The organism is Micromonospora marina, assembly GCF_900091565.1.
GTDB classification, from domain to species: domain Bacteria; phylum Actinomycetota; class Actinomycetes; order Mycobacteriales; family Micromonosporaceae; genus Micromonospora; species Micromonospora marina.
Genome location: NZ_FMCV01000002.1, coordinates 66,957 through 91,108, shown reverse-complemented (window position 1 = coordinate 91,108; position 24,152 = coordinate 66,957). Strand labels below are relative to the sequence as shown.

20 protein-coding genes are annotated in these 24,152 nt (G+C 72.8%); 6 read left to right on the top strand and 14 right to left on the bottom strand.

Features of this window, described 5'->3' with window-relative positions:
* Positions 1–34: 34 nt before the first annotated feature.
* A complete protein-coding gene (locus GA0070215_RS02950; RefSeq protein ID WP_091041487.1) occupies positions 35–1,033 on the bottom strand; it encodes a diacylglycerol kinase family protein in 999 nt (332 codons plus the stop codon).
* A gap of 121 nt (positions 1,034–1,154) precedes the next feature.
* Between GA0070215_RS02950 and GA0070215_RS02945 the strand changes: the two genes are divergently transcribed.
* The 3 genes from GA0070215_RS02945 to purD all read left to right on the top strand — a co-directional run bounded on the left by GA0070215_RS02945 (position 1,155) and on the right by purD (position 4,990).
* Positions 1,155–2,444 carry an adenylosuccinate synthase gene (locus tag GA0070215_RS02945; protein ID WP_018785492.1) on the top strand — a complete coding sequence of 430 codons (1,290 nt, stop codon included), beginning with the start codon at positions 1,155–1,157 and terminating at the stop codon, positions 2,442–2,444.
* A 284-nt stretch (positions 2,445–2,728) separates the two neighbouring features.
* Positions 2,729–3,652 carry a type IV toxin-antitoxin system AbiEi family antitoxin domain-containing protein gene (locus tag GA0070215_RS02940; protein ID WP_091041482.1) on the top strand — a complete coding sequence of 308 codons (924 nt, stop codon included), beginning with the start codon at positions 2,729–2,731 and terminating at the stop codon, positions 3,650–3,652.
* Positions 3,653–3,742: 90 nt separating this feature from the next.
* Entirely contained in the window at positions 3,743–4,990 is a 1,248-nt protein-coding gene (purD, locus tag GA0070215_RS02935) for a phosphoribosylamine--glycine ligase (protein ID WP_091042096.1), read from the top strand.
* On the opposite strand, the gene GA0070215_RS02930 is transcribed toward purD, so the two are convergent.
* The 4 genes from GA0070215_RS02930 to GA0070215_RS02915 all read right to left on the bottom strand — a co-directional run bounded on the left by GA0070215_RS02930 (position 4,974) and on the right by GA0070215_RS02915 (position 9,968).
* A complete protein-coding gene (locus tag GA0070215_RS02930; protein ID WP_091041479.1) occupies positions 4,974–6,464 on the bottom strand; it encodes a N,N-dimethylformamidase beta subunit family domain-containing protein in 1,491 nt (496 codons plus the stop codon). The genes purD and GA0070215_RS02930 overlap by 17 nt on opposite strands.
* 76 nt (positions 6,465–6,540) lie before the next feature.
* Positions 6,541–8,106, bottom strand: a complete 1,566-nt coding sequence (locus GA0070215_RS02925) for an AMP-binding protein (RefSeq protein ID WP_091041475.1) — start codon at positions 8,104–8,106, stop codon at positions 6,541–6,543.
* 193 nt (positions 8,107–8,299) lie between these two features.
* Complete coding sequence (locus GA0070215_RS02920) at positions 8,300–9,514, bottom strand: acyl-CoA dehydrogenase family protein (protein WP_091041472.1); 1,215 nt, start codon at positions 9,512–9,514, stop codon at positions 8,300–8,302.
* 1 nt (position 9,515) lies between these two features.
* Positions 9,516–9,968: an SCP2 sterol-binding domain-containing protein gene (locus GA0070215_RS02915; protein WP_018785487.1), complete on the bottom strand. Its 453-nt coding sequence runs from the start codon at positions 9,966–9,968 to the stop codon at positions 9,516–9,518.
* Between the two features lie 78 nt (positions 9,969–10,046).
* On the opposite strand from GA0070215_RS02915, the gene GA0070215_RS02910 reads away from it, so the two are divergent.
* Entirely contained in the window at positions 10,047–10,685 is a 639-nt protein-coding gene (locus tag GA0070215_RS02910; protein WP_018785486.1) for a TetR/AcrR family transcriptional regulator, read from the top strand.
* Between the two features lie 448 nt (positions 10,686–11,133).
* Here GA0070215_RS02910 and GA0070215_RS02905 read toward each other — a convergent pair whose 3' ends face one another.
* From GA0070215_RS02905 to GA0070215_RS02875, 7 genes are all read right to left on the bottom strand, one after another.
* The gene (locus tag GA0070215_RS02905) at positions 11,134–11,763 is read right to left on the bottom strand and encodes a DedA family protein (RefSeq protein WP_091041468.1); all 630 of its coding nucleotides are present in this window, start codon (positions 11,761–11,763) and stop codon (positions 11,134–11,136) included.
* Between the two features lie 24 nt (positions 11,764–11,787).
* Positions 11,788–13,047 carry an adenylosuccinate synthetase gene (locus tag GA0070215_RS02900; RefSeq protein ID WP_091041466.1) on the bottom strand — a complete coding sequence of 420 codons (1,260 nt, stop codon included), beginning with the start codon at positions 13,045–13,047 and terminating at the stop codon, positions 11,788–11,790.
* Positions 13,044–14,015, bottom strand: coding sequence for a hypothetical protein (locus GA0070215_RS02895; protein ID WP_091041462.1), 972 nt, complete (start codon positions 14,013–14,015; stop codon positions 13,044–13,046). Before GA0070215_RS02895 ends, GA0070215_RS02900 begins: the two co-directional genes overlap by 4 nt.
* Before the next feature lie 10 nt (positions 14,016–14,025).
* Entirely contained in the window at positions 14,026–14,913 is an 888-nt protein-coding gene (locus GA0070215_RS02890) for a BUD32 family EKC/KEOPS complex subunit (protein ID WP_091041459.1), read from the bottom strand.
* Positions 14,910–15,668, bottom strand: coding sequence for an NUDIX hydrolase (locus GA0070215_RS02885; RefSeq protein WP_208600274.1), 759 nt, complete (start codon positions 15,666–15,668; stop codon positions 14,910–14,912). The genes GA0070215_RS02890 and GA0070215_RS02885 overlap by 4 nt, the downstream gene beginning before the upstream one ends.
* Before the next feature lie 80 nt (positions 15,669–15,748).
* Entirely contained in the window at positions 15,749–16,822 is a 1,074-nt protein-coding gene (locus GA0070215_RS02880; RefSeq protein WP_244166841.1) for a MaoC/PaaZ C-terminal domain-containing protein, read from the bottom strand.
* Positions 16,822–18,180 carry a 3-oxoacyl-ACP reductase gene (locus tag GA0070215_RS02875; protein ID WP_091041452.1) on the bottom strand — a complete coding sequence of 453 codons (1,359 nt, stop codon included), beginning with the start codon at positions 18,178–18,180 and terminating at the stop codon, positions 16,822–16,824. The genes GA0070215_RS02880 and GA0070215_RS02875 overlap by 1 nt, the downstream gene beginning before the upstream one ends.
* 55 nt (positions 18,181–18,235) lie before the next feature.
* On the opposite strand from GA0070215_RS02875, the gene GA0070215_RS02870 reads away from it, so the two are divergent.
* A complete protein-coding gene (locus GA0070215_RS02870; protein ID WP_091041449.1) occupies positions 18,236–19,528 on the top strand; it encodes an acetyl-CoA C-acetyltransferase in 1,293 nt (430 codons plus the stop codon).
* Between the two features lie 52 nt (positions 19,529–19,580).
* On the opposite strand, the gene GA0070215_RS02865 is transcribed toward GA0070215_RS02870, so the two are convergent.
* Positions 19,581–21,878 (bottom strand): PKD domain-containing protein, encoded by a 2,298-nt coding sequence (locus GA0070215_RS02865; protein WP_167361471.1) that lies wholly within the window; start codon positions 21,876–21,878, stop codon positions 19,581–19,583.
* Positions 21,879–22,054: 176 nt separating this feature from the next.
* Between GA0070215_RS02865 and purB the strand changes: the two genes are divergently transcribed.
* A complete protein-coding gene (gene purB / locus GA0070215_RS02860) occupies positions 22,055–23,479 on the top strand; it encodes an adenylosuccinate lyase (RefSeq protein ID WP_091041441.1) in 1,425 nt (474 codons plus the stop codon).
* An 88-nt stretch (positions 23,480–23,567) separates the two neighbouring features.
* On the opposite strand, the gene GA0070215_RS02855 is transcribed toward purB, so the two are convergent.
* Positions 23,568–24,149 (bottom strand): YbjQ family protein, encoded by a 582-nt coding sequence (locus GA0070215_RS02855; protein ID WP_196806701.1) that lies wholly within the window; start codon positions 24,147–24,149, stop codon positions 23,568–23,570.
* Between the last annotated feature and the right edge of the window lie 3 nt (positions 24,150–24,152).

Here is a 24,152-nt window from a genome sequence, read left to right as displayed (position 1 = left end):
CCAGCGTCGCGAGCCGGGCGGGGATCGACCGAGGTCAGCCCGTCCAGACCGCCCATGCACCCGGCTCGGTCCACCAGGAGCGCTTGCGGCTCAGCTCGCCCTCGACGCCGTCGTCGAGGAAGGGCACCTTCTCGTCGCGGGGCACCACCGCCACCGCGCGTCCCCGCGCCCGCCGTACCTCCAGCCGGACCTTCTTCCGGCCCAACGCCGAGCGGGTCACCACTGGTACGGCGACGCCCACCGTCACCCGGCCGTCGGCCGGATCCGGGCCGCCCAGCAGGTCCACCTCGCCCAGGCGCGCGTACCCGCCCGCGTTGCCGATCGCGCATGCGGTGATCGGTTCGGAACCGTCACTGAGCACCGTGCCGTCGACCTCGACCCGGGCCCGCCAGTGCAGCGGGCGGCCGGCGTCGTCGGCGGCGCCGAGCAGCGCACCGTCGAGCGTCACCGAGCCGCCGTCGTTACGCAGCAGGTCCAGCCGCCGGGCGGTGCCGTCCAGCACCGCGGCGGCCACACCCGCCGGATCCCGGGGCAGCCCGAGCTGCGCGGCCAGGTCCCGCGCCGCCCCGGACCGGGCCGGATCGAGCGGGAGTACGCCCACCGGGGGCAGGTCGGGCACCGTACGGTTGCCGGCCAGGTCCGCGGGTCGGCGACTCGGCGGCGGAGCGTACCGGCGCACCAGCCGGCGCAGGACGGCGCGCAACTGACCGTCACTCGCCGCGGCGACGATCAGCCGGGTCTTGCCGTCGGAATCCGGCCAGGTGAGGCCGTCGGCACGCGGCGGGCCGTCGAGGCGGGCCAGCACCTCGTCGATCTCGGCGTCCGACCGGGCGGTCACGGTGGTCACCCGGGCGCCCCGGGCGGTCAGCTCATCCGTGCAGGCCAGCACCGGTACGCGCGGCGTCTCGCAGCGCTCCTCGCCGGTGTCGGCGGCGGTGTCGTCCGCGCCGCCGCAGCAGGCGCCGCCGCTGCCGCAGCCACCACCGGGAGCGTCCCGCTCCGAGCCGAGGGTGAGCAGCACCACGTCGTACACGAAGGAGCCTCCTGCTTTCCGACCAACCCCTGCTGGTCCCACCGTCACTACTTGTTAGCCTGACACCCCGGGCTCGCTGACCGGTCGCCACCTGGCACCCGAGCCTTCTGGAGGCGAGAAGATGCCAGCGATCGTGCTGCTCGGCGCCCAGTGGGGCGACGAGGGCAAGGGCAAGGTTACCGACCTGCTGGGTGAGCGGGTCGACTACGTCGTGCGCTACTCGGGCGGCAACAACGCGGGCCACACGGTGATCACGCCGGACGGCCAGAAGTACGCGCTGCACCTCATGCCGTCCGGAGCGCTGTCACCGAGCGCGATGATCGTGATCGGCAACGGGGTGGTGGTCGACCCGAAGGTGCTGCTCCAGGAGATCGACGGGCTCGCCGAGCGCGGCGTGGACGTGTCCCGCCTGCGCATCTCCGGTGACGCGCACCTGATCATGCCGCATCACCGGGCGCTGGACCGGGTGGTCGAGCGCTACCTGGGTAGCTCCCGCATCGGCACCACCGGCCGGGGCATCGGTCCCGCGTACGGCGACAAGGTCGCCCGGATGGGCATCCGCCTGCAGGACCTGCTCGACCCGGGCATCCTGCGCAAGAAGCTGGAGCTGGCGCTCCGCGAGAAGAACCAGCTGCTGTTCAAGACCTACAACCGCAAGGCGATCGACGTCGAGGAGACCGTCGAGGAGTACCTCCAGTACGCCGAGCGGCTGCGCCCGTACATCGCCGAGACCCGGGTGATGCTCTGGGACGCGCTCGACCGCGGCGAGACCGTGCTGCTGGAGGGCGCCCAGGCCACCATGCTCGACATGGACCACGGCACCTACCCGTTCGTGACCTCGTCGAACCCGACGGCCGGCGGGGCGTGCGTGGGCGCGGGCATCCCGCCGACCGCGATCACCAAGGTCATCGCGGTGAGCAAGGCGTACACGACGCGGGTGGGTTCCGGCCCGTTCCCGACCGAGCTGTTCGACGACAACGGGCAGCACCTGCGCAAGATCGGCCACGAGTACGGCACCACGACCGGCCGGGAGCGCCGCTGCGGCTGGTTCGACGCGGTGGTGGCCCGGTACGCGTGCCGCCTCAACGGCGTCACCGACCTGGTGGTCACCAAGCTCGACGTGCTGACCGGCCTGGCCAAGGTGCCGATCTGCGTCGGGTACGAGATCAACGGCGAGCGTTTCGACGACATGCCGATGACGCAGACCGACTTCCACCACGCCACGCCGATCTACGAGGAACTCGACGGCTGGTGGGAGGACATCACCAAGGCGCGGACCGAGGACGAGCTGCCGGAGAACGCGAGGCGCTACATCACCCGCATCGAGGAGCTGACCGGCACCCGCGTGAGCGTGGTGGGCGTAGGCCCAGGCCGAGAGGAAAACGTCCTCCGCCACCCCCTCCTCCCCTAACCCACCCCACCCCACCCCACCCCCCACCCCCCACCCCCCACCCCCCACCCCCCACCCCCCGCCCCACCCCCGACCACCCCGTTGATCAAGGAGTTTGTGTCCGGATCCGACGCCGAACTGGACACAAACTCCTTGATCAACGGGGTGGTCGGGGGTGGGGCGGGGGGTGGGGGCGGGGTGGTCGGGGGGTGGTTGCTGGGAGGCGGTGCGGGGGCGGCTTTGGTTATCCACAAGGTTGTCCACAGGGGCGTCGGCTGTGGGGTGGCGCGGGGGAGCCTGCGCGTGTGGGTGAATTCGGCGAACTGACGCGGCTGGCCGCAACACAGGGCGGGTTCGTGACGGCCGGGCAGGCGTTGCGCCTGGGCGTCGGCCGGGAGCAGATCCGGTACCTCGTCCGGTCCGGGCGATGGACGCGCGTCTCGCGTGGTTGCTACCTGCCGTCTCCGGCCGGGCCGGCGCCGGTGTCATTCCGGCGGGCCATGATCCGCGCCGCGATCGCGAGCATCGGGCCGGGTGCGGTCGCCGTACTCGACACCGCCGCCGAGCTGCACGGCATCGCCGGCCTTCCACCGACGGCCGCGATCCACGTCTCGGTGCCGCCGCACCGGCCGCACGTGCAGCGTCGGGCGGAGCCCAGCCTGACGGTGCATCAGTTGACGCTCGGTGACGCGGACGTGTGCCGGGCCGACGGCGTACCGGTCACGACTCCGGTGCGCACCGTTGCGGACGTTTTGCTGCGGGCGAGGCGCTACCCGGCGGTGTGCGTCCTCGACTCCGCACTCAACCAGGGCATCCTGGCCGAGAAAGACATGTCCCTGGTGCTTGCGCACCTCGCCGGTCGCCGCGGGGCGGTCGCCGCTCGGGAATACCTGGCCGAGGCAGACGGCCGGGCACAGTCACCCCTGGAGACCCGCGCCCGACTCCGGTGCGTCGACGGCGGCGTGCCGCCGGAGGTCCTGCAACTGCCGGTACGGGACGACGACGGCTACCTGCTCGGCATCGGGGACCTGGCATGGCGCGGGGCGCGTCTGATCGCGGAGGCGGACGGCCGAGCCCCGCACCTGACGCCCGAGGCCGTCTACGCGGACCGCTTCCGACAGAACCGCCTGGTCAACGCCGGCTGGCGGATCCTCCGCTTCACCTGGTCCGACACCATGCGCCCCGACTACATTCCCCAGACGGTCAAGCACGCCCTGAAGCGCCGGTGATCAAGGAGTTTGCGGACGATCACCCCTCAATCTGAGACGCAAACTCCTTGATCGACGGGGTGGGGTGAGGCGGTCAGTAGGATGCCGGTCGTGCGCGTACTTCTTGTGGGTGGTGGTGGGCGGGAGCACGCTCTCGCGCTCGGACTCGCCGGTGACCCGGCTGTCGAGGCGCTCGTCGCGGCTCCGGGGAATCCGGGGATCGCGGCGGTGGCGCAGCTGCGGGAGGTGACACCCACCGACCCGGCGGCCGTGGCGGCCCTCGCCGTCGAGGTCGCGGCCGACCTGGTGGTCATCGGGCCGGAGGCGCCGCTGGTGGCGGGCGTCGCCGACGCGGTACGCGCCAAGGGCATCGCGGTGTTCGGCCCGAGCGCCGAGGCGGCCCGGCTGGAGGGGTCGAAGACGTTCGCCAAGGACGTGATGACGGCCGCCGGTGTGCCGACCGCGCGCGCGTACACCTGCGAGGACGCGGCGGCCGTGGCGCGGGCGCTCGACGAGTTCGGCGCGCCGTACGTGGTGAAGGACGACGGGCTCGCCGCCGGCAAGGGTGTGGTGGTCACCGACGACCGGGCGGTCGCCGAGCGGCACGCCGCGGAGTGCGGCCGGGTGGTGATCGAGGAGTACCTGTCCGGCCCCGAGGTCTCCCTCTTCGTGGTCACCGACGGCGAGGCGGCGGTGCCGCTGCTGCCGGCGCAGGACTTCAAGCGGGTCGGCGACGGCGACACCGGGCCGAACACGGGCGGCATGGGCGCGTACGCGCCGCTGCCGTGGACCCCGCCGAACCTGGTCGACGACGTGATGCGCGACGTGGTGCACCCGACGCTGGCGGAGCTGCGCCGCCGGGGCACCACGTTCGCCGGCCTGCTCTACGTGGGCCTGGCGATCACCCCGTCCGGTCCGCGCGTGATCGAGTTCAACGCGCGCTTCGGCGACCCGGAGACGCAGGTGGTGCTCGCCCTGCTGGAGACGCCGCTGGGTGGGCTGCTGCACGCCGCCGCCACCGGCACGCTCGGCGGGCACCCGCCGCTGCGGTGGCGCGACGGCGCGGCGGTGACGGTAGTGGTGGCGGTCGACGGCTACCCGGCGGGCCCGCGTACCGGTGATGTGATCATCGGCGCGGACCGCGCCGGGATCATCCACGCCGGCACCCGCCGGGACGCCGACGGCACGTTGCGGTCCGCGGGCGGCCGGGTCCTCTGCGGTACGGCGACCGGGCCGGACCTGGCCGCCGCGCGCGACGCTGCCTACGAGCTGGTACGCGACGTCGAGCTGGCCGGTGCCCACCACCGCACCGACATCGCGGCGGCGGCGGTGGACGGCCGGATCACGATCCCGGGCTGAACGGGCCGGCCATCCGGTTGAGCACGTTCGCCGTGGCCCGCTCGATGCGCGGGTCACGGTGCCCCTGCCGGTCCAGTGCCAGGGTCCAGCCGAGTGTGCCGCTGGCGAACACCACGGCGCCGCGTGCCGTCTCGTGGACGTGGCTGCTCTGCAGCCGCCGCCCGCCCTGCCGTGCCGGGTACGGCGAGGAGCTGAGCGTGGTCCCGGCGGGCCGGGGGAGGGCGGCGTGCAGCCCGTCCGCCTCGCCCGCGACCACGCCCGGGATGCGGTCGCCGTCGGCGACGCCGGTGCCGGCCCACACCCAGTGGTCGGCGGCGCGTACCACGAGCGGCTGCGGGGTCAGCACGATGCCGTTGTACTGCACGCCGAGCAGTGCCTGTTCGGGCCGGTCGAGGTCGCGCCAGGTCACCGTCGGGTCGCCGGTGCCGGCACCCGGGTCGGGGAGCGTCTTGGCGCACTCGACGACCCGTTCGGGGCGGCCGTCGGCGGCGGCGCGTACGCGGGTATGCCAGTAGACGCTGTTCGCGCCGAGGAACGCGAGGCTGGTGCCCCCGTCCAGGCCGACCTCGGTGGCGCGGCGCATCTCGGCCGACCAGTACTCGTCGTGCCCGCAGAACACCAGACCCCGGTACCGGGCCGGGTCTTCTCGCCCGGAGTGCAGGTCGAGGCTGGTGGCGTAGCTGACGTCGTAGAGGTTGCGTTCCAGCCACCGGATCGCGGCCTCGTCGCGGTCGAAGTGGGTGGGCAGGCCCGCACCGGAGTACGGGCGGTCGAAGGACACCGCTCGTGCGCGCAGTGCCGGGTCGCGCCGGCCGTCGGCCCGGTAGCCGTTGTAGAGGCTCTTGCCGACCCGACGGTCGTGCGGCCACTGGTTGTACGCCTGCCAGGTGGTCACCGGCAGTACCACGCAGAGCGCGGCCGGGCGCCGGTCGTCGCGTACCACGAACGGCGTGCAGGCCCGCCAGCCGCCGGCCGAGGTGAAGACCGCCTGGTAGAGGCCGGAGGCCCAGCCGTGCGGGACGGACAGGCGCCACGACACCGGCCACCGGCAGTCGAGCACGCCGGTGTCCGGGTCGGCCGCCGGCACCGGCTGCGGCACGCCGCGCAACTCGGGGCTGGTCAGCATCGTGCGGGCGCCCGCGCCGTCGTACCAGCCGATGCGGTGCACGCTGATCCGGAACCGGCCGCCCGGGTTGACCGCGACGTGGAAGTCGATTTCCTCGCCGGGCGCGACGCTCGTCGTCGAGGCGTACCCCTGGATCTGGCGCCGCCGGTCGTCGGCGGCCCGGCCGCCCTGCTCGGGCCACCACGGCTGGCCGGCGGCGCGGTTCTCCCGCTCGACGGGCGGGACCGGCCACCGGGTGGGTGAGTCGTCGGGCCGGCCGCCGAGGACCGGGTCGAACGGGCCGAGGGCGGCGGCGGACGCGCCACCGACGAGGAGGCCGAGTGCGGTACGCCGCCGAAGCCCGTCCATTGTGGTGCTCCCCGTCTCCCCGTTCGGTCGGGGAGACCGTAGCACCGGACGGCGGCAGCCGGGTGACCGATGTGGATCAGTCGAAGTAGCGGCGCAACTCCCGGCCGAGGACCTTGCCGGTGGCGTTGCGCGGCAGGTACTTCACGAACACCACGTCGCGGGGCACGGAGAAGCGGGCCAGGTAGCGCCGGACGTATTCGCGGACCGCCTCCGGGTCGAGCGTCTCGCCGGTGCGCAGCGCCAGGAACGCGGCCAGCCGCTGGCCGTAGTCGGGGTCGGGTACGCCGATCACGGCGACCTCGCGGACCTGCGGCAACCGGGCGATCAGATCCTCCACCTCGGACGGGAAGACGTTCTCGCCGCCCGAGACGATCATGTCGTCGGCGCGGCCGTCGACGAAGAGCAGTCCGTCGGCGTTCAGCCGGCCCAGGTCGCCGGTGTCCAGCAGGCCGTCGCGGCTCTCCCGGCCGGTGCCCGATGTGTAGCCCTCGAACAGCATCTCGTTGCCCACGAAGATGCGCCCGACCTCGCCGTCGCGGACCGGCCGGCCGGTGCCGTCCAGGATGGCCAACCGGGTGCCGTGCGGGGGGCGACCCGCCGTGGTGGGAGCGGCGCGCAGTTCGGCCGGGCCGGCGATGGAGGCCCAGGAGACCTCGGTCGAGCCGTAGAGGTTGTAGAGCACGTCGCCGTACCGGTCCATGAACGCGGTGGCCAGGTTGCCGGGCAGCGCGGAGCCGCTGACCGCCACCACCTTGAGCGGTGGCCTCGGCTCCGGCGGCGCCACCTCCATCAGTCGTTGCAGCATCACCGGTACGGCGAACATCGCGTCGCACCGCTTGTCGGCGAGCGCGGCGAGCGTGGCGGCCGGGTCGAAGCGGCGGTGCAGCACGACCGTGGCGCGCAGCGCGAACGACACCTGGAGCGCGGCGTACCCCCAGGTGTGGAAGATCGGCGCGGCGATCATCACGGTGTCCTTCGCGTGCAGCGGGATGCGGTCGATGATGGACACCAGCGGGCCGAAGCCGTGCGGGGTGGGCCGGCGAGCGCCCTTGGGCGCGCCGGTGGTGCCGGAGGTGAGCACTATGGTGCGCCCGTCGCGCTCCGGCGGCTGGAGTTTCTCGCCGGGGACCGCTGCGGCGATCAGCTCCTCCTGCCGCCGTTCGTCGACCCGGGGCAGCTCGGGCGGGAGGCCGAGGACACGCTCGGTGAACTCGCCGTCGTGCACCAGGACGCGCAGGCGCTGCTCCTCGGCCACAGTCACCAGCTGGGCGGTGGACAGCCCGGTGTTGACCAGGACGGCGTCCGCGCCGAGCAGTATGGCCGCCACTATCGCCTCGATCAGGCCGTGGTGGTTGCGGCAGAGCACACCGACCCGGTCGCCGCTCTGCACGCCCAGGTGGGACCGCAGCGACCGGGCCAGCCGCTCGGAGCGGTCGAGCAGTTCCTGGTACGTCATGGTGGCACCGTGCTCGTCGGCCACGGCGACGCGTCCGGGGTCGCGGGCGGCGGCCTGGCGCAGTTCCCCGGCGAGGCTCCAGCCCCACCGGCGCAGCGTGTTGAGCTGCGAGGCCACGCGGATCGGTCCGCCCGGGGTGAGCAGTCCACGTCGGGTCAGCGTGGCGGCGATGAACGGCAGGTCCACGGCGCAACTCCTTCGCGTTCGTGGTTCGTCGACCAGGCTGTTCGTGTTCGTCGACCAGGTTCCGGACGGGTCGGCCGTCCGCTTCGGCGTGATCTTGTGCCCGATCGCGGCTCGGGTCGGCCCCGGGGCGGCGGCGACCCGGCTCGCGACGGCACGGGGCGTCGTCGGCGGCCGGGCCGCGGCCCGCCGGCGGTCAGCGGATCTGCATTCCGGAGACGGCCCGGGAGATGACCAGCCGCTGGATCTCGGAGGTGCCCTCGAAGATGGTGTAGATCTTGGCGTCGCGGTACCACCGCTCGACCGGGTGGTCGCGCAGGAAGCCGGCGCCGCCGAGGAGCTGGACCGCCTTGTCGGTCACCGAGACGGCCACCTCACCGGCCTTGAGCTTGGACATCGACCCTTCGCCGGCGGTGAACGGCCGGTTGTTGCGGCCCATCCAGGAGGCGCGCCAGACCAGCAGCCGGGCCGCGTCGATCTCCGTCTTCATGTCGGCGAGCGCGAACGCGACCGCCTGGTTGGAGATGATCGGGCGTCCGAACTGGACCCGCTCCTTGGCGTAGTCAAGGGCGTACTCGTAGGCGGCGCGGGCCACGCCGAGCGCCTGCGCACCGACCGTCGGGCGGGACAGCTCGAACGTCCGCATCGCCGCCTGGCCGGAGGCGCGCTGCCCGGACCGGGCGCGGGCCAGCCGCTCGTCGAGCGCGTCCTTGCCGCCGAGCAGGCAGCGGCCGGGCACCCGGACGTCGTCGAGGAAGACGTCGGCGGTGTGCGAGGCGCGCAGCCCGAGCTTGCGCAGCTTGCGGGTGGCGGTCAGACCGGGAGTGCCAGGCGGTACGACGAACGCGGCCTGGCCGCGCGAGCCCAGCTCCGGCTCGATCGAGGCGGTGACCACGTGCACCCCGGCGATCCCGCCGTTCGTGGCGTACGCCTTCTGCCCGTTGAGCACCCACTCGTCGGTGGCCTCGTCGTAGACGGCGCGGGTCCGCATCGAGCCGACGTCGGATCCGGCCTCCGGCTCGCTCGTGCAGAACGCGGCGACGGCCGGGGAGGCCACGTCGCCGAAGCATTGCGGCACCCATTCGACGAGCTGGTCGGGGGTGCCGGCGCCGTAGATCGCGGCGACCGCGAGGGAGGTGCCGAAGATGCTCAGGCCGATGCCGGCGTCACCCCAGAAGAGTTCCTCGCTGGCGATCGGCAGGGAGAGGCCGGTGGGGTCGGCCCAGCAGGTGGCGAGGAACTCGAACCCGTACAGGCCGAGCTTCGCGGCCTCCTGGATGATCTGCCACGGAGTTTCCTCCCGGGCGTCCCACTCGGCCGCGGCCGGGCGCACGACCTCGGCGGCGAAGCCGTGCACCCAGTCGCGAAGGTCCCGCTGTTCCTCGTTCAGGTCGAGCGAGAACTCGGCCACGTCAGGCCTTGGGGATGTCGAACAGGTTGGCGATGTTGGCGGCCAGGCCCAGGTCGCCCTTGGCCTTCAGCTTGCCGGTCATGAACATCATCACCGGGTTGGCGCCACCGGAGACGATCTTCAGGAACTCGACCGGGCCCATGGTGAGGCTCAGCTTCGGGTCGCGGGTGGCGGTCTCCGAGACGGTGCAGGTGCCGTTCTCGATGACGATCTCGTAGGTGTCGGTGCCACCGTCCGGGCGGCCGGTGATGTTCCAGTGGATGACCGCGTTGGTGGCACCGGCGCGGTCGGCGCGGAACAGCGTGGGCATCCGGTTGAAGACCTCGCTGAGGATCTTGCCGCGCGCCTCGCCGGACATGATCTCGGCGATCTTGGCGTCCGGCGTGGACTTGACCAGCTGCGCGAACTCCTTCGGGCCGACGTTCGCGAAGTTGGCCGGGTCGAAGTCAGTCATGGGGGATTGCACCTCTCGGGCGGGCCGACTTTGGTTACTCTGGCGTAACCTTACGCACGGGTAGGTATGCTCGCAAGGGTGTCCAGCACGCCGACCTTCAAGCGCCTCCCCCGGGCCGTACGCGAGCAGCAGATGCTCGACGCGGCGGTGAAGGTGTTCTCCCGCCAGGGCTTCCACGCCGCCAGCATGGACGAGATCGCCGACGACGCCGGCATCTCCAAGCCCATGGTGTACGCCTACCTCGGCACCAAGGAGGAACTCTTCATCGCCTGCCTGCACCGGGAGAGCACCCGGATGATGGAGGCGATCGCCGGCGCCGCCGCCCCCGACCTGCCCGCCGACGAGCGGCTCTGGCGCGGGCTGCGCGCGTTCTTCGGCTTCGTCGGCGCGCACCGGGACGGCTGGGCGGTGCTCTACCGGCAGGCCCGTGGCTCCCAGCCGTTCGCCGCCGAACTGGCCGCCATGCGCGGCCGGCTGGTCGAGGTGGTCGCCGGGATGCTCGACCACGCGCTGCGCGCCTCCGGTCGCGAGATCGGGGCCACCGACCTGGAGGTGGTCGCGTACGGGCTGGTCGGCGCCAGCGAGTCGCTCGCCGACTGGCTGGCCGACCACCCCGAGGCCGACGCCGGCAAGACCGCGACCCGGATGATGAACGTGGCCTGGCTCGGCGCCGACCAGTTGCTGCGCGGCGTCACCTGGCACCCGCCCACGGCGTAAGGAAGGGCCCCTTCTTAACGCCTGCGGTAGAGGAAGGGCCCCTTCCTAACACCTGCGGGGTGCGGCGGCCCCGCGTCTCGAGGTCGGCACCCAACCCTCCCCGAGCCCGGTGCCGTCGCGGGCTTCGCCGGGTGACCGCCTGGGCGGGCGCCGTCCGGCGTGTCGAACCGTACCTGCCGGTGCTGCTGGCCGGGACGGTGGCCGCCGCCACCTGGGCCTCGGCCACCGGCGGGCTCGGTGTCCGCTCGCCGCTGCCGACCGCGGTGATCCTCCTGCTCGCGCTGGCCACGGCGCCTCGGTGCTCTCGCCGCGCCGCTGGGTGCTGCCCGCCGTGGCCGCCGTGTGCTGGCTGGTCCTGGCCGCCTGGGCGGCCGTCGTGGTCACGCCCTGGCGGGCCGGCACCGCCGGCAACTCGCCGCGTACCTGCTCGGGACGCTCCCGGCCATGCTCACGGGCATGGTGGTCGGCGGCGGGCGGCCCGGGCCCGTGCTCTGCGCCGGCCCCAGCGGACGGCCTCGAACAGGCCGGTGACGGCCAGCGAGATGGCGACGCCGGCGAGCAGCCCGGACAGCGGGTTGTGCTCGAACGCCAGGCCGCCGAAGTAGCCGAGCAGCCCGCAGTAGGTCCCCCAGGTGACACACGCCAGGCCGTCGTACAGCAGGAACGTGCGCGCCGGGTAGCGGACCGCGCCCATGGTCAGCGTGACCGCGGTCCGGCCGCCGGGGACGTACCGGGCGGTGGTCAGGATCATCCCGCCGCGCCTGTCGACCGCCCGGCGGGCCCACTCCGAGCCGGCCCGCCGCCTGCTGTCCGCCGGGAAGCGGGCCAGCCGGTGCGCGCCGCCGCCGCGCCCGATCGCGTACGAGATGTGGTCGCCGACGAGCGCGCCGAGCGCGGCGGTCACGATCACCAGCGCCAGGCTCGGCTCGCCGCCGGCCGCGAAGACCCCCGCGGTGATCACCACAGTCTCGCCCGGTACGGCCGGGAAGAACGCGTCGACCGCGGTGACCGCGATGATCACCAGGTACACCCACGGCGACGTCACCGTGTGGTGCAGCAGGTCGATCATGTCCCCCATGCACCCATGCTCGGGGGTGCGGTGTTAAGCAGGGGCCCTTCCTCTGCAAAAGGCGTTAACAAGGGGCCCTTCCTTCTCCCGCGCCGTGGGCCCGTGCGAGGTGAGCACAACCGGTGCGCCCAGCGCCTCCGAAACCGCAGCCGGCCAGTCGGCGGGCGCCTCGCCCAGCACCGGCCGGGTCCGCAGCAGCCGCTGCGTGAGCGCCGCCTGCCGGTCCAGGTCACCGGCCGGGCCGGGAACCAGCCGGCCCATGTCCTCGTACCGGCGGCAGATCCGCAGCTCCGGACCGGCCAGGTCGACGTGGGTGAGCGCCAGCCCGTCCACGCCACCGGCCACCTCCAGCGCGTACCGGTGGGCGACCGCGTCGAAGTGCCCGAACCGGAACCGGCCCTGCCAGGGGTTCGTCCCGTTGTGCCGGTCGGTGAACGGCAGCGCCGCGTCCTCGGTGACCAGCGGCCCGGGACCGTGCCTGGTGGTGGTGGTCCGCAGGACGCCGAGCCGCTGCGCGGTGCCGGCCATCCCCGCCTCGGCGAGCAGCGTCTCGGCGTTGGCGAACGTCGTGGTGCTCCACGTGGTGTACGGGTGGAAGCCGTGCCACTCGTCCAGCAGCACCCCCTGCGCGCCCTCGAACACGCAGGTGCCCGCGCGCAACGCGGATGCCAGCCAGGTCCGGTCGACGATCGCCACCCGCCGTGCGAAGGCCGCGTACGCGGGCAGGCAGTCGTCCACCGGCGGCGCGTCCAGCGGGCCCAGTTCGGCGGTGAGCCGGTCGCGCAGCGCGGTCAGCCGCCGGCGCAGCACCGCCGGGCGGTGGCAGTCGGCCACCCGGGGCGCCTCGTCGGGGTGGGCGAGGCCGTACGCGACCGCCTCGCCCACCCCGAGCCCGCAGGAGCCGTGCCGGTCGGCTCCCCGGGCGATCTCCCGGGCCCGGTTCGCGGCCCGGTGGTACGGGGTGGCGAGCAGCGCCTCCCCGTCCACTGTCAGACGGTCGAGCGCGTCGGGCACGCCGACCGACGCGAGGTGGTCGGCCTCGGCGGCCAGGGCCAGCGGGTCCACCACCACGTGCCGCGCCAGGTGCGTGCGCACCCCGGGACGGAACGTCCCGGCGCCGAACTGCGCGAACGTGTGGTGCCTCCCGTCGCGCAGGACGATGTTGTGCGCCGCCTGCGCGCCCCCGTTGAACCGGACCACCGTGTGCACCTGCCGGGTGGCGCAGAGCAGGTCCACCACGGTGCCCTTGCCGGCGTCGCCGTAGCCGAGGTCGACCACCGTCACGTGGTTCACAGCCGGGTGACCCCGCCGTCGGCCGGGCTGGACGGCAGCGCCGGGCTGGACGGCAGCGTCGCCACCGTGCGGCGGCCCGAGTCGAGCCGCGCCAGGGCCTTCGAGACCGTACGGGTGGCGGTGGAGCCGGCCCGGTCCAGGTCGCGCAGCCCGGCGTCCAGGTCGATGGCCTGCTCGCCGAGCCCGACGGTGAGCGCGATCGTCTCGCAGACCGCGTCCAGGTCGTCCAGCTCGACCGCGTTCTGCCCGAGCAGGCCGCGCCAGAAGTCCAGCACCTTGCGGTTGCCCGCGTAGTGGCTGCCGGCGGGCAGCAGGTAGTAGGTGTCCCAGCGCGCGGTCACCTCGTCCACCACCTGCCGGACCGGGATGTCCTCGCGCAGATCGTCGCCGATCAGCCGGGCCACCTCGGCGGTCTTCACCGCCGGGTACGCCAGCTCGTCGCCGATGATGAACAGGTAGCCGCGCCGGCCGCGCTTGTCCCAGCTGTCGGTGGCCGTGTGCCGGGCCATGAAGTACAGCGCCAGCTCGTACGACTCCGTCATCTGGCCGCCACCGCCGCCCTCCAGCACGATCCGGCCGAGGTCGTCGTCCATCCGGTTGTCGGACTCGAACTGGCCGACCTGCAACGGCACCCGGTCGCAGGTGGCGTCGCCGATCGCGCCGAACATGACCTGCGGGTCCTTCGCGTACCCCTGGCGCAGCAGCAGGCCGAGCAGCTGCGGCAGCTTGCTCTGCAGCACCCTTGGCACGTGGCCCATCGAGCCGGTGACGTCGAACAGCACGGCGATCGGGGTCGACTGCGGGTGCTCGGCGGAGTCGCGGCTCTCCCGCAGCGCGTCGCGCGGGTCGAGCGCCGGGTGCACCTTCCGGGCGCCGCTGTCGCTGTACGAGAACGCGCTCCTGCCGGTGCGGCGTCGGTACCGGTCGGCGGCGTCGTACACGTCGGTGGACCAGATTCCACTGCCCATGGCAGCCTCCCTACGGGTTGAGGGTGAAGGGTCGGAAGGTGCGCGGCCCGTACAGCCGGTGCAGCACCTCGTCCAGTTCGCGCAGCAGCCGCCAGGCGTCGTCCGGCCGGGTGGCGAGCGCGGTGCCCTGGCAGCCGTCGGCAAAGGCGCGCAACTCGCGCGGTGCGTGGTCGCCCATCAGCCAGGTCATGCAGCGGGCGGCCATCGCGATGTCGGTGCCGGGCCCGCACTGCCGCTTCTCGGCGACCTCCGGCGGATACCAGTCCTCGTGACCGGGCACCAGCGCCGGCACGAGCCCGCCCGGGTCGGCGGAGAAGCACCAGTCGACGAGCACCACGCCGTGCGCGTCCGGCTCGATCAGCACGTGCCGGGGCAGCACCGCGCCGTGCACCACGCCGGCCCGGTGGGCCAGGCCGAGCGCCACGAGCAGCCGCCGCCACATCCAGGCCGCGTCGCGCGGGTCCAGCCCGTCCGGGTACGCGCGGCGCACGTCGTCCAGGCTGTGCAGCCCGGGTACGGTCACCAGCTCGTTCACCTGTCGTTGCACGCCCGTCGACGGGTCGCGCGCCGGGTAGGAGTCGACAAGCTTGGGCACGTACGCGAGGTGCCGGGCGTCGCCGTGCTCGGCGATCCGGCGCAACGCGCGCGCCTCGCGGGCCATCAGGTCGTTGTCGCCGGGGTGCCGGGTCACCTTCGCCAGGTGATAAGAAGGGGCCCCTCCTCTACCGGAGGCGTTAACAAGGGGCCCTTCCTTGCGTTCGTGCAGGGTGGCGACGTCGCCGGTGTACGCGGGGGCGGGCGTGCGCCACCGGGTGGTGACGGTGACGAGCGCGTCGGCCGCGGCGGCGCGTACCAGCGGGTCGGCCGTGACCAGCCGGATCGCCTCCTCGGTCCTCACCGCACCGTCTCCTCCCGGGCGGGGCGCAGCAGCGCCGGGTGCAGCAGCCGGGCGTCTCCGGCGCGGTAGAGCTTGGCCCGGGGGCCGCCGCGCGCGCCGCCGCGTTCGGTGCTGGCGCCGGTGCCCTCCACGAAGCCGGGCACCGAGAGCACCTTGCGGTGGAAGTTGCCGGCGTGCAGCGGGTGGCCCCACACCGTCTCGTAGACCTCCCGCAGCTCGGTGACTGTGAACTCGGGGGCGAGGAACCGGGTGGCCAGCGGCGTGTACTCCAGCTTGGAGCGGGCGCGCTCAAGCCCGTCGTCGATGATCCGGCCGTGGTCGAAGGCGAGCTGCCGGCTGTTCAGCGCGGTCACCGGCAGCCAGGTCGCCTCGTCGGCGTCGGTGTCGGCGACCGGGTCGGGCAGGTCGGGGGCGAACGCCAGGTGGGCGACCGAGACGACCCGCATGCGGGGGTCGCGGTCGGGGGCGCCGTAGCTGCCGAGCTGTTCCAGGTGCACCCGGCGCAGGCGCTCGCCGCCGAGGCCGGTCTCCTCGGCCAGTTCCCGGCGGGCGCCCGCGGCCAGGTCCTCGTCCGGGTGGACGAAGCCGCCGGGCAGCGCCCAGTGCCCCGCGTAGGGCGGTGCGCCGCGGCGGATCAGCAGCAGGTGCAGCGCGCCCTCGCGGATGGTCAGCGCGACCACGTCGACGGTGACCGCGACCGCCGGGTAGTCCCGGGGGTCGTACCCGGCCAGGAAGTCCTGCTCGCTCACGGCCACCTACTCTCTCAGGTTGAGAACAACTCAATCTGAGAACAACTTAGCCGCGAAAAGAGGGGACGGCAAGTCCCCTCTTTCGCTCAGCGCACGGAACCGACCAGATGCGGTTTCCCGTCCCGGGCGCCGTGCAGCGCGAAGTCCCAGCCAGCGCCGGTCGCCGAGGCGCTGAACGCCACGGTCGACGGCAGCGGCACCGGCAGCTTGAACGACACGTCCACCGTGTACGTCTCGGACAGCCGCGGCTCCAGCGCGGCCAGGCAGCGGGCCTTGCTCCACATACCGTGCGCGATCGGGCGCGGGAAGCCGAACAGCCGCGCGCCCAGCTTCGACGTGTGGATCGGGTTGTGGTCGCCGGAGACGCGGGCGTAGTCCGTACCCACCCGGGGCGTCACCCGCCACCGCGCCGAGGCGGCCGGCGGAGCCGGGCGGTCACCCCGGTCGCGCCGCGGACCGCCGCCCGCGGCGCGCTCCTTCCCGAGGTACGTGGACACGCCGCGCCAGACCTCCTCGCCACCGATCGACCCGATGAGCACCACGTCGAGTTGGCGGCCCCGCTCGTGCGGGCGCAGGTTCTCCGCGTACGTGTGGAAGTCGACCGTCTCGCCGGCCTCTACCGGGCGGTGCACGGTGATCCGGTTGGCCACGTGCACCACGCCGGTGAGCGGGATCGGGAAGCCCGGGCTCGTCATCAGCCGCAGCGACAGCGGGAACCCGAGCACGTGCAGGTACGTGGCCGGCAGCCGGTCGGTCAGCCGGAACCCGCACACCCGGTCGTAGCCAGCCAGGTGCCCCGGATCCACGGCGACCCCGGAGACGGCGAGTTCGACCCCCGGCACGTCCCCGCCACGCCGCCCCCCGACCCCCGGCACCACTCCCAGCAACGCCCGCCGGTACAGCGCCCCACTGGCGGGCAGCCGCTCCAACGCGACCCGCCGCCGCGCGCCCGGCCCCGCCCCCTCACTCGCCCCCTCACTCCGTCGATCATGAGGTTGGCTGCCTCGTGGATCTTCAGAAGTGCCGTCAGCTTCATGATCGTCGGAGGTGGATCGGGCCTGGGTGCGGGCGAGGGCGGCGGCACGGGCTGCGGTCAGGTCGCGGGTGGGGCCCTCGATCAGATCGTGCAGGCTCAGGTCGTCGTTCTGGTCCTTCGCCATCACGCCCCCAGCAGGCTCTGGCCGCAGACCCGGACCACGTTGCCGCTCACCGCGCCGGACGCCGGCCAGGAGAGCCAGCCGATCGTCTCGGCCACGTCCACCGGCAGGCCGCCCTGGGCCATGCTGTTCATCCGCCGTCCCACCTCGCGGATGGCCAGCGGGATACGCGCGGTCAGCCGGGTCTCGATGAAGCCCGGCGCCACCGCGTTCAGGCTGATCCCGCGCTCGCGAAGCACCGGGGAGAGCGAGTCGACGAGGCCGATCACGCCGGCCTTGCTCGTCGCATAGTTGGTCTGCCCCCGGTTGCCGGCGATCCCGGCGATCGACGAGACCGACACGATCCGGCCACCGGCCGGGATCAGGTCGCGTTCCAGCAGCACGTCGTTGATGCGCTCCTGGCTGGACAGGTTCACGTCGATCACCGAGTCCCACCGGTCGGCGTCCATCCGGCCCAGCGTCTTGTCCCGGGTGATGCCCGCGTTGTGCACCACCGCGTCGACCCGGCCGTGGCGGGACGCCAGATGCTCCGCCAGCCGTGTCGGCGCGTCCGGCGCGGTCAGGTCGAGCTGCACCGCGCTGCCGCCGATGTCGTTGGCGACGGCGGCCAGCTCGTCCCCGGCCGCCGGGATGTCCAGCGCCACCACCTGGGCGCCGTCGCGTGCCAGCACCTTCGCGAGCGCCGCGCCGATGCCCCGGGCCGCGCCGGTCACCAGCACCACCTGGCCGGAAAGCGGCCGGTCCCAGTCGGCCGGTGCGACGGCGGTGCCGGCGCCGACGCGCACGACCTGGCCCGAGACGTACGCGGAACGGCCGGAGAGCAGGAACCGGAGCGTGGACTCCAGACTCACCGGCGTGCCGGCGTCACCCTCGCGTGTCACGTAGACGAGCTGGGCGGTCACGCCCCGGCCGAACTCCTTGCCGATGCTGCGGGTCAGGCCCTCCAGCGCGCGCTGGGCGGTACCCTCCCGGGGAGAGCCGCACTCGGCCGGCGGGGTGCCCAGCACGATCACCCGGCCGCTGGGCAGCAGCGAGCGGGCCTGCGGGTGGAAGAAGTCGTAGAGCTGACGCAGTCCGGCGGAGTCGGTGATGCCGCTGGCGTCGTACACCAGGGCCGCGAAGCGGCGGTCGGCGTCGTGGGCGGCGACCGGATCGGCCAGCTCGACCCCGGCGGCGGTCAGGATCTTCCCGGCCGGCTCGGCGATCCGGCCGCCGGCCGAGGAGCCGAGCAGGACCGGCCCGGGAACGAGGGGGTCGCCCGGCGTGTGCCGGCGCAGTCGGGGCGGGTCGGGCAGCCCGAGGCGCTTGACCAGCGCGCGACCGGCCCCTGTCTGGACGAAGCTCGCGTACCTGTCGGTCATAGGCGTAGCCTACTGGCGAGTAGGGTTTGGGCAACAGTTTCGAGGGAGGCCGATCGTGCAGAGTGTCCGGCGGGTCGCGGTCATCGGGGGCAACCGCATCCCCTTCGCCCGGTCCAACTCGCGCTACGCGCACGCGTCGAACGCGGACATGCTCGGTGCGGCGCTCGACGGGCTGGTCGCCCGGTTCGGGCTGGCCGGCGAGCGGATCGGCGAGTTCGTGGCCGGTGCGGTGCTCAAGCACTCACGCGACTTCAACCTCACCCGTGAGGTCGTGCTCGGCTCCCGGCTCGACCCGCACACCCCCGCGTACGACATCCAGCAGGCCTGCGGCACCGGACTGGAGGCCGCCATCCTGGTCGCCAACAAGATCGCCCTCGGGCAGATCGAGGTCGGCATCGCCGGTGGCGCCGACACCACCTCGGACGCGCCGCTCGCCGTCAACGAGGACATGCGGCGCACGCTGCTCCAGCTCAACTCCGCCCGTACGCTCGGCGAACGGCTCAAGATCGCGGCGAAGCTGCGCCCGCACCAGCCGTTCAAGCCGGACATCCCGCGCAACGCCGAGCCGCGTACCGGGCTCTCGATGGGTGAGCACGCGGCCCGGACCGCGCTGCGCTGGAACGTGGACCGGACCGCGCAGGACGAACTGGCACTGCGCTCGCACCAGCGGCTCGCCGCCGCGTACGACAAGGGGTTCTTCGACGACCTGATGACCCCCTACCTCGGGCTGACCCGGGACCAGAACCTGCGGCCGGACACCAGCCTGGAGAAGCTCGGCTCGCTCAAGCCGGTCTTCGGCGCCTCCGGCGCGGACGCCGAGCGGGCCACCATGACCGCCGGTAACTCCTCGCCGCTCACCGACGGCGCGTCGACGGTGCTGCTCGCCTCCGAGGAGTGGGCCAAGGCGCACAACCTGCCGGTGCTGGCCTGGTTCTCCTGGTCCGAGACCGCCGCCGTCGACTTCGTGCACGGCGACGAGGGCCTGCTGATGGCGCCCGCGTACGCGGTGCCCCGGATGCTGGCCCGGGCCGGGCTGAGCCTGCAGGACTTCGACTACTACGAGATCCACGAGGCGTTCGCCTCGCAGGTGCTGGCCACCCTTGCCGCCTGGGAGTCGCCGGAGTTCTGCAAGGAGCGCCTCGGCCTGGACGGCCCGCTCGGCTCGATCGACCGGGACAAGCTCAACGTCAACGGCTCGTCGCTGGCGGCCGGGCACCCGTTCGCCGCCACCGGCGGCCGGATCGTCGCCACGCTGGCCAAGCTGCTGGACGCCAAGGGGAGCGGGCGCGGCCTGATCTCCATCTGCGCCGCAGGCGGACAGGGCGTGACAGCGATCCTGGAGCGCTGACACCGACGCCCGCCCGGGGTGGCTTCCCGGGCGGGCGTCGGCGGTGCGAGCATCAGCCCCCGACTGTGAACTTCTCCCACGGGCCGATCGCGGTGCGGTTGGCGATCAACGGCTTGGCGCCCGCACTCTCGGCACTGACGTAGTGGTTGTTGATCGTCGCCTTGAGGCTGACCGTGCCGTCCGCGTTGCGGACCAGGACGAACGTCTCCCAGGCGCCGGCGCTGGTGCGGTTGGCGATCAGTGGCTTGGTGCCGGTGCCGTCCGCGCAGACGACCTTGCCGTTGGCCTGGGCGAGGAGTGCGACCTTGCCGTTGCCCAGGTCGAGGACGTCGAACCGCTCCCACACCCCTGCTGTGGCACGGTTCGCGACCAGCGGCTTCGCGCCGGCGCTCTCCGCGCTGACGAACTGCCCGTTCGCGCCCGCCTTCAGGGTGCGGTTCGCGTCGGCCGGGTTGACGCGGTAAAACTTCTCCCGGGTGCCGATCGCGGTGGCCGTCGCGACGAGTTGAGCGCTCCCGTTGACGCCCACGTACGCCCGGCCGCTCCAGCGCAGGCTGATCGTGCCGTCCGCGTTGGTGACCAGGTCGAAGGTCTGCTCGTCCGTGACCACCGGGCTGTTCGGCAGGATGGCGCCGCTGTTGACCAGGTACCGTCCGACCGAGCGGGACAGCACAGCGACGCGCCCGTTGCCCGCATCGGCCAGGTCGAACTGCCCGTCGCCGGCCAACGTGGCCTTGTCGGCGGTCAGGACCCGCCCTGCCGTGGCGGACGTGTAGCGCAGGTTGACGAGGGCGAGCAGACCGATCGTGCCGGTACGCCGCAGGACGCTGATGCCCTGAGCGGCGGTGCCGGTCCGGTTGTCGGACCCCGAGACCGTCACCGAGACGGTGTAGTCGCCGGTGGTGGCGTAGGCGTGCGAGACGACCGGCTTGTCCGAGGTGACCACCGTGCCGTCACCGAAGTCGAAGACGTATCTGGAGATCGGCCGGTACCCGGGAAGCGAGAGGGAGGCGTCGGCGGTGACGGTGCGGGTGCCCAGATCCAGTTTCGTCTCGACCCAGGCGCGCGGGGCGCCCAGATATTCGGTCACTCCGCGATCTGCCCATGGCATCGGGCCTGCGCCGGTGTTGGGCCGGTTCGGGTTGTCGGCACGGGCGTTGCCGGCGCGGTCGGTGGCCTGGAAGCCCGGTGCTGCGGAGTTCGCCGAGTCCTCCGCCTCGGTGGCGTAGGACGTGTCCAGGTCGTGCGCGGCCTGCCCGGACGCGAGCCGGAACGCCTGCAGGCTCATCCGGGTGCCGTTCCACGAGTAGGCCGTGTCGGACGGTGAGCTGAAATGGTAGGTATTGTTGTAGTCCACCACGGTGCTGCTGGCGGCGGCGTCGAAGAGTCCGATCTCCACGCCGGGCGGGTCCGCCGGGTCGCAGTAACTTCGGGTGGTGATCCCGTTCGAGGTCATGATGTTGTTCTGCACGGAGACGCCGGTGGCGTCGCCGTCTACCCGGATGCCGTCGCCGCAGTGGTCGCGTACGTAGTTGTTGGTGATCGCCGTCCGGGCGGCCCCACGGACGTGAATCCCCAGTCCGGCTCCGCTCTGGACCTGGGTGTTGGCGACGACGGTGTCCGCCGCCGCCGGGCCGATCGCGATTCCGGCGCCGGTGAACGCGCCGACGGTGCTGTTCAGGATCGTGTTTCCTGGTCCGTCGATCCGGATGCCGACGTTTGGTTCGGCGACCTTGTAGGTTCCGCCCACGGTGGCGGAGCTGACGACGACACCGGTGGTCGCCGCGTCCATACTGATGCCACTGGTCGGCACCGCGCCCTTGACGACGATCTGGGTCAGCGTCGTCCGGCTCACGGCTGCGAGCCGGACGATCGGTGCGGTGGCCGTGTCCGCCGGAAGGAAGCTGCCGCCCTGCACTGTCAGCCCGGACGCGTCGGCGAGGTCGAGGGCGGGGCCGTCGGCGGTCTTGGCCACCCGGATGTTCTGGAGCACGATGTCGTGCTGGCCGTGCACGACGACCCCGGCGGTGGGGCCGTTGATCGTGGCGGTACCGCTGGCGACGATGGTGATCGGCTGCTCGGGGGTGCCGGAGCGGCCGACGGTGACCCTTTCCGGGTAGGTGCCCTGGCTGACGTCGACGGTCTGGCCCGGTTCGACACGGGCCACCGCCGGATTGATGGAGCAGAACGGCGTGGCCAGAGTGCCGGGGCCGGTGTCTGAGCACGCCGCCGCCGTCTGGCGGACGTAGATGGTGGTCGTGTCGGCCGCCTGGGAAGGCGCGGCGAGGGCCAGCAGGGAAGCGCCGGTCAGCACGGTGGTGGTGAGCCCGGCGAGAAGAGGTCTGTGCATGTGAACCTCGGTCGAGGAGGGAATGCCCTGAGTGGGACCGGGCAACATGATCCGCGACTTGTCGGGTCCGCGCAGCCCTTGCGGACGTATCGGACGCGGTCGTCGGGCACCGGTCGTGCTGGACCGGGTACCGGCGTCGCCGGGGCCGGCCCGGGCCTCATGAAAGACTGAGGTACGTGACGACGATCCCGAACGTGCTCGCCAACCGGTACGCCTCGCCCGAACTTGTCGCCCTCTGGTCGCCGGAGGAGAAGGTCCGGATGGAGCGCCGGCTCTGGCTGGCGGTACTCAAGGCCCAGCGTGACCTCGGCGTGCCGGTGCCGGACGGGGTGGTCGAGGCGTACGAGCGGGTGGTCGACCAGGTCGACCTGGCCTCGATCGCGGCCCGGGAGCGGGTCACCCGGCACGACGTGAAGGCCCGGATCGAGGAGTTCAGCGCGCTCGCCGGGCACGAGCACGTGCACAAGGGGATGACCTCCCGCGACCTCACCGAGAACGTCGAGCAGCTCCAGATCCGCGCCTCGCTGGAGCTGATCCGGGACCGGGTGGTCGCCACGCTGGCCCGGCTGGGCTGGCACGCCGGGGAGTACTCGGCGCTGGTGATGACCGGCCGGTCGCACAACGTCGCCGCGCAGGCCACCACGCTCGGCAAGCGGTTCGCGTCGGCGGCCGAGGAGCTGCTGATCGCGTACGAGCGGCTGGAGGATCTGATCGGCCGCTACCCGCTGCGGGGGATCAAGGGGCCGGTGGGCACCGCCGCCGACCAGCTCGACCTGTTCGACGGCGACGCCGGCAAGGTGGCCGAGCTGGAGCATCGGGTGGCCGGGCACCTGGGGTTCAGCCGGGTGCTGGACAGCGTCGGCCAGGTCTACCCGCGTTCGCTGGACTTCGACGTGCTCTCGGCGCTGGCCCAGGTGGCCGCCGCGCCGTCGTCGCTGGCCACCACGATCCGGCTCATGGTGGGCCAGGAGTTGGTCACCGAGGGCTTCAAGCCGGGTCAGGTCGGTTCCAGCGCGATGCCGCACAAGATGAACACGCGTTCGTCGGAGCGGGTGAACGGCTTCGCGGTGATCATCAGGGGTTACCTGTCGATGGTCGGCGAGCTGGCCGGCGACCAGTGGAACGAGGGTGACGTCTCCTGCTCGGTGGTGCGCCGGGTAGCGCTGCCTGATGCGTTCTTCGCCGCCGACGGGCTGTTCCAGACGTTCCTCACCGTGCTGGACGAGTTCGGCCCGTACCCGGCGGTGATCAACCGGGAGCTGGAGCGCTTCCTGCCGTTCCTGGCCACCACGAAGATCCTGGTGGCGGCCGTACGCCGGGGTGTGGGCCGGGAGGTCGCGCACGAGGTGATCAAGGAGCACGCGGTCGCCGTGGCGCTGGCGATGCGGGAGAAGGGCGCGGTTGAGAACGACCTGTTCGACCGCCTGGCCGCCGACGGCCGCCTAGGCCTGACCCGGCCCGAGATCGACACCCTGGTCGCCGATCGCAACGCCTTCGTGGGCGCCGCCACCGACCAGGTCGCCCGGGTGACCGCAAGAATCACCAGGGTCGTCGAAGCCCACCCCCACGCGGCGGCCTACTCCCCACCCCCCATCCTCTGACCTTTTCTGGTCGATCACTGAAGTTGGCGGCACTCAGGGAGGTCATTTCTGCCGTCAACTTCATGATCGACGCGGCAGAGCAAGGGGGTCAGGGGCCGGTGGGGGTTTCGGCCGCGGAACTCAGGTTGGGGGCGGACGCGGGTTCGGCGATGCCGCCGGGGGCGGAGGCGATCTCCGGGTCGTGCGCGGTCTCGGCCGCGATCGCGGGCTGGTCCGGCGGCATGACGTCCGGCATCTTCGGCGCGACGATCACCGCCGTGCCGTACGCGCAGATCTCCATCCACATCTCGCCGCAGTCGCGGCTGTCGAAGCGCATGCCGATCACCGCGTTCGCGCCCAGGCGGCGCGCCTCCTCGCCGAGGCGGGCCACCGAGTCGGTACGCCATCGGGTCAGGTTGTCCGGCGCCATCGGGTCGTAGGCGCCACCGCGCAGGTTCTTGACCCCCTCGCGGTACGGGTTGCGGGTCCTCGCCATCGAGGAGACCACTTCGCCGAGGATCTGGCGGATCTCGTAGCCGGGCAGTTGATCCGTCGTCACGACCAGCACCCTTCCGATGCTGTCAGTCCCCGGCCGGGTGGTTCGCGAGCCGTGTTCAGCTGATCGGATGCTGCAAAACGGCGCGGCGCGGACGGTCGGGCCGCACCCGACCGATCCGCGCCGCAACGGCATCAA